Genomic DNA, 4767 nt, shown 5'->3' with positions numbered 1-4767 from the left:
ACAGTGTTGGCAAAGCGGTAATAAACTCCAAATTAAAGCCTTGGGTTTGGCAACTAACAAAGCATTCAAGAGGGATTCACAACGCTCGGCAGTTTTAGTTTGAATTAGCTTTAGTGTTTACGGCACAATGGTTTAGGTTAGGTGGTGGCGTTGTTCACCCCTTAATGCGGCGTTATAGCGCACTCGAAAATTCGGAATTGGTGGAATGGAAAGAATAGAAAAAGATCTGTATGACGCAGCAGTGCAATTAATAGAGACTCGATATCCGACGGGTTGGGGCGGCGCGGCGGCAGTGAGAACCCGATCAGGAAAAATTCTAACTAGTGTTGCCCCAGATGTGAAAAATGATGCGTTATCACTTTGTATGGAAGTTGGGGCTTATTTGGAAGCTCACAAATTAGACGAAGCGGTAACCCATTCGTTGTGTATATGCCGTGAAGATGAAAATGGAGACTTTTTGGTTCTATCCCCGTGTGGTATTTGCCAAGAACGTTTGGTTCATTGGGGTGGCGATGTCAAAGCAGCAATCTCAAACGAAAACAATAAGCTGGTATTTAAAGCCATCCGTGAATTAATGCCTCACCATTGGTCGTTGGTAAATGGAAATGCGCTATAACAAAGCATTCAAGAGGGATTCACAACGCTAGGCAGTTTTGGTTTGAACTAGCTTTAGTGTTTACGGAACAATGGTTTAGGCTAGGTGGTTTGCGTTGTTCACCCCTTAATGCGGCGTTATGCCACAAGGCGTTCAACATGGAGGAAAGGAAATGGATTTAAACTCAATATTACTATTTGTAGTCGCTTGTCTGGCTATCAATATGATACCTGGACCAGACGTAATCTACATCGTTTCAAACACCATGAAAGGCAAGTTGGCAACTGGGTTTAAAGCTGCAATTGGTCTTGGTGTTGGCTACTTTGTTCATACATTAGCTGCGTGTTTAGGTTTGTCCGCGATAATCCTCAGCTCTGCTGTAGCTTTTAGTGCGGTAAAATGGTTGGGTGCCGCTTACTTAGTATATTTAGGAGTTCAGTCTCTACTTTCTATGTGGCGTGGAGACAGTAAAATAGTTGTTAGTGAAAGTGTAGAAACGAACAAAAATGTATTTGTACAAGGCGTTATTGTTAGTGTTTTGAACCCGAAAGTAGCGCTATTTTTCCTTTCATTCTTACCTCAGTTTGTCGATACATCTACTGGCTCCGCATCAATGCAATTATTAGTGCTTGGGTTGCTCTTCAGCGCATTAGCTACGCTGTGTAACGTTCTATATGCCTCAGTCGGTAGTTGGGTTTTTAGTCGATCAAATTCTCAGCGTTATTCGCGAGCACTTGAGGGTGTCTCGGGAGTTCTGCTTATTGGGCTGGCAGGTAAAGTCGCAATCAGTGAGCGCTAGTGGCATAACAAACAATTTAAGAGTGATTCGGCACGCGTGGCATTTTTACTATGCGTTGGTTTAAGTGATTAAGGTGGTATGCAGCAGCATCTGTATTGCGTGCCTCACACCTTAATTGGGCGTTAGTTGCCAGCGGGAAAACGCAGCTAAATCAAAATAGTTAAGGCTAATGAGTTGTGCTGTTTTGTTCGGTTGTGTGTCTGGGGTCGTTTTACTGAAATGGTGTTCAATGTTTAATATTGTGGTTTTGTTTTGCCGTTTCAGACGCGAATGCATTCGTTGAAAGTCAGCTTTGTGACATTGTCTTCCCAAAACGTTTTTTTGGGTGCTTTTAGCCAGCTTTCTACGGCGTTGTGATTTCCAAGTGGTTTCAGTGACAATCGCTTTGAAACTGCGCCTGATTTGAGTTTTTCAACGCGTTCAAAAACGGTGTTGGCAAAGTGGCAATGAACTGGAAATCAAGGGTTTAGAGTGGCAACTAACAAAGCGTTTAAGGCAGATTCGCAACGCTCGGCATTTTCAGTTTGCTTTGAATTTAGTGTTTACGGCACAATGGTTTAGGTTAGGTGGCAATGTTACTCACTACTTAACGCGGCGTTATATGCTTTAGGGATTTCTGAACAGGATGTTTTTGATACTAGCAATATTGGGTGCTATCTACCTGTTATTTAAGCTATACCAAGAAGGCGAAGAGATAGGTTGGAATAGAATTTTAGTTACTATCTTTTTTATCAGCTATTCAGGTCTGTATTTGTATGTTCCACCTTTCTTAGGCATGAATAACCAATATGCAGGTAAAATGTACGAATTAGTTCCAATCGGATGCTATTTCATGGCTTTACTTCCCGATATGGAAGAAGCAGAAACTGAGGCGAAAGCCTTCGTATTTTTCGCTTGGTGTGGTCTTATTCTCATAGCATCTTTCTTGGTTTACTTTAAGTTGTATGTGTGGTGATGGGTACCAGTACGCATATAACAAACTGTTCAAGAGGGATTCACAACGCGTGGCATTTTCACTATGCGTTGGTTTAAGTGATTAAGGTGGTATGCGGCAGCATCGGTATTGCGTTGTTCACCCCTTAACAGAGCGTTAGTTGCCAACGAGAAAAACGGTACCTAAAGCAGAATATTTAGGGCTAATGTCCGTGTGTTTTTGGCTAGGTTTTCGTATTTCAATTTTTAGTTCTTTGGGTTTGTGAAAATCGTGCTTTGGTTTCTTGTGCGGTTTGGGTTTTCTGCTGCAGACGCTGATTAGCTTGTTGAAAGTCTGCTCTGCTGTACTGTCGTTCCAAAAGGTTTGTTTGGTGTTCAAATTCCGTTTTCTATGGCGTTGTAAATTCCAAGTGGTTTCAGTGACAGGCGCTTTGAAACTGCGCCTGATTTAAGTCCCTCAAAATACGAAATATGGGTGTTGGCAAAGCTACAATCAACCTCAAGTTAAAGCCTTAGTCTTGGCAACTAACAAACTGTTCAAGAGGGATTCACAACGCTTGGCGGTTTTGGTTTGAATTAGCTTTAGTGTTTACGGCACAATAGTTTAGGCTGGGGTGGTAGCGTTGTTCACCCCTTAACAGGGCGTTAGCCTATAAATTTAATTGGAGTTCGAAAAGAGATGAAACCCAAGTCTCATACACTATTTCACTTCACTAAGAATAAAGAAGTGTTAAAAAGCATCCTCAAAGAAGGTTTTTGGCCGAGGTACTGTTTAGAAGATCTAAGGTGGTATAACAACGCAGAAATGCCATTTGTCGGACTTCCAATTGTTTGTTTCTGTGATATTCCATTATCTAGAATTAACGAACATGTAGAGTTCTATGGGGAGTATGGTATTGGTGTAACCAAAGAATGGGCAATTAAAGCAGGGTTAAATCCTGTTATGTATGTATCTAGCGAAAGTGGTGTAGCATCTTCTCTGATAAGGCAATCTCATGTAAATGAGACAGAAGAAGACGAATTAGATTTTATCAATATCATGTCTCATACAAAGCCAATTGAAGGTCAAATGATCATCCAAGGTCAAACTGTTCAAAAGGAGTTTTATCAAGAAAATGAGTGGCGTTACCTAGCTCGTTGCGATGAGTTCAAGCCATTCCTTCATATGGATCGTTTTGAAAACCAAGAAGCCCTTAGAGAAGCCAATGCTATATCGAAAGAGCATTGCTCTCTTAAATTGCTGCCCTCGGATATAAAATATCTATTTGTTAAAAACGACGTTTCGATACCTGATATCATTAATTTCATCCAAACAGACCTAGATAATTACTCGGGAGCAGAACAGAAAATACTTATGTCTAGGGTTATCTCTCTTGAGAGCGTTAGAGCAGATTTATAGGCTAACAAACTGCTTAAGAGGGATTCGCAATGCGTGGCATTTTCAGCATGCATTGGGTTTTCGTGATTAAGGCGGTGTGCGGTAGCTTTCGTAGTGCATTGCTCACCCCTTAGCAGGGCGTTATAAAGATTAGGAGACTTTCACGATAAATGGACTTAGTTGTTGAGTTACTAAAAAGTGGTGATTACTGGATTGCGATTGTTGTAGTGATCGTAACTATTGCTATAAATGCTCCTAGAGTAACCGAGTACTACTTCTTACTTAGAAAAAATAGAATGGCTCAGATTTTATCTGCTTTACAAGAACCGAGTGTTTCGGAAGAACTAAAGACTCATTTGAAAAATGAGCTCGATATTGAGTGTTTTAAAGGTATTCATGGTATCCGTGTTAGTTTCCCAATGTTAAAAGCAGTTTATGTACTTAATGAAAGGGTTGGGGCGACGGTCTCTTTCAGACATGTTTTGAAAACAGTCCAACTTTTACCTGATATTTCAGATGTAGAGCTTTTGTCGTACCGTATCAGATTAAATATCCTAGATAAGGTTATTGCTTCTTATAACCTGGTGTTTGGATTGCTCATAGCTGGCTTTGGGTTCATAACATTTTTACTATCGATTTACTCCATTGTCACTGGATTTGAGCCAAGCCTTTTTATTTCTGGTGTTATCTTCCTGCCATTAGGCTTTTATATGCTCAATGATGGTGGTGCCTTGTTTTCTGTGTATCACATCAATAGAGCACTCAATGACTATGAAAAGGCAACTGAGAAAAAATCTTTATAACAAATTGTTCAAGAGTGATTCGGCACGCGTGGCATTTTTACTATGCGTTAGGTTTGGTGGTTAAGGTGGTATGCGGAGGTATCGGCATTGCGTGCCTCACACCTTAACAAGGCGTTAGTTTGCAAGAGGAAAACGCAGCCATATCGCAAGATTTAATGGTAAAAACTCAAAGTTAAAAGTGTTGTATCGGAGTTTGAACTCACAGTTAATTAGCGTGGTAAAAATCCAAAATTGGCATCGTTTCAACGGTTACTTTGCT

Annotated in this window: 4 protein-coding genes; all 4 read left to right on the top strand. The window is 40.7% G+C overall.

The genetic code is table 11. From position 1 onward, the window contains the following. Positions 1–205: 205 nt before the first annotated feature. The 4 genes from ACF8EG_RS10040 to ACF8EG_RS10025 all read left to right on the top strand — a co-directional run bounded on the left by ACF8EG_RS10040 (position 206) and on the right by ACF8EG_RS10025 (position 4508). Positions 206–616 (top strand): cytidine deaminase, encoded by a 411-nt coding sequence (locus ACF8EG_RS10040; RefSeq protein WP_069505452.1) that lies wholly within the window; start codon positions 206–208, stop codon positions 614–616. A gap of 151 nt (positions 617–767) precedes the next feature. Beyond that, a complete protein-coding gene (locus ACF8EG_RS10035; RefSeq protein ID WP_021823303.1) occupies positions 768–1394 on the top strand; it encodes a LysE family translocator in 627 nt (208 codons plus the stop codon). A 1612-nt stretch (positions 1395–3006) separates the two neighbouring features. Further along, positions 3007–3726 carry an abortive infection system antitoxin AbiGi family protein gene (locus tag ACF8EG_RS10030; protein ID WP_069505265.1) on the top strand — a complete coding sequence of 240 codons (720 nt, stop codon included), beginning with the start codon at positions 3007–3009 and terminating at the stop codon, positions 3724–3726. Between the two features lie 149 nt (positions 3727–3875). After that, complete coding sequence (locus tag ACF8EG_RS10025) at positions 3876–4508, top strand: hypothetical protein (protein ID WP_029865847.1); 633 nt, start codon at positions 3876–3878, stop codon at positions 4506–4508. Positions 4509–4767 lie beyond the last annotated feature (259 nt).

Source organism: Vibrio sp. YQ_11, assembly GCF_043103065.1.
Classification (GTDB): Bacteria; Pseudomonadota; Gammaproteobacteria; order Enterobacterales; family Vibrionaceae; genus Vibrio; species Vibrio parahaemolyticus.
Note: the sequence above shows the minus strand (reverse complement) of the source record. Positions and strands in the feature narration are given on the sequence as shown.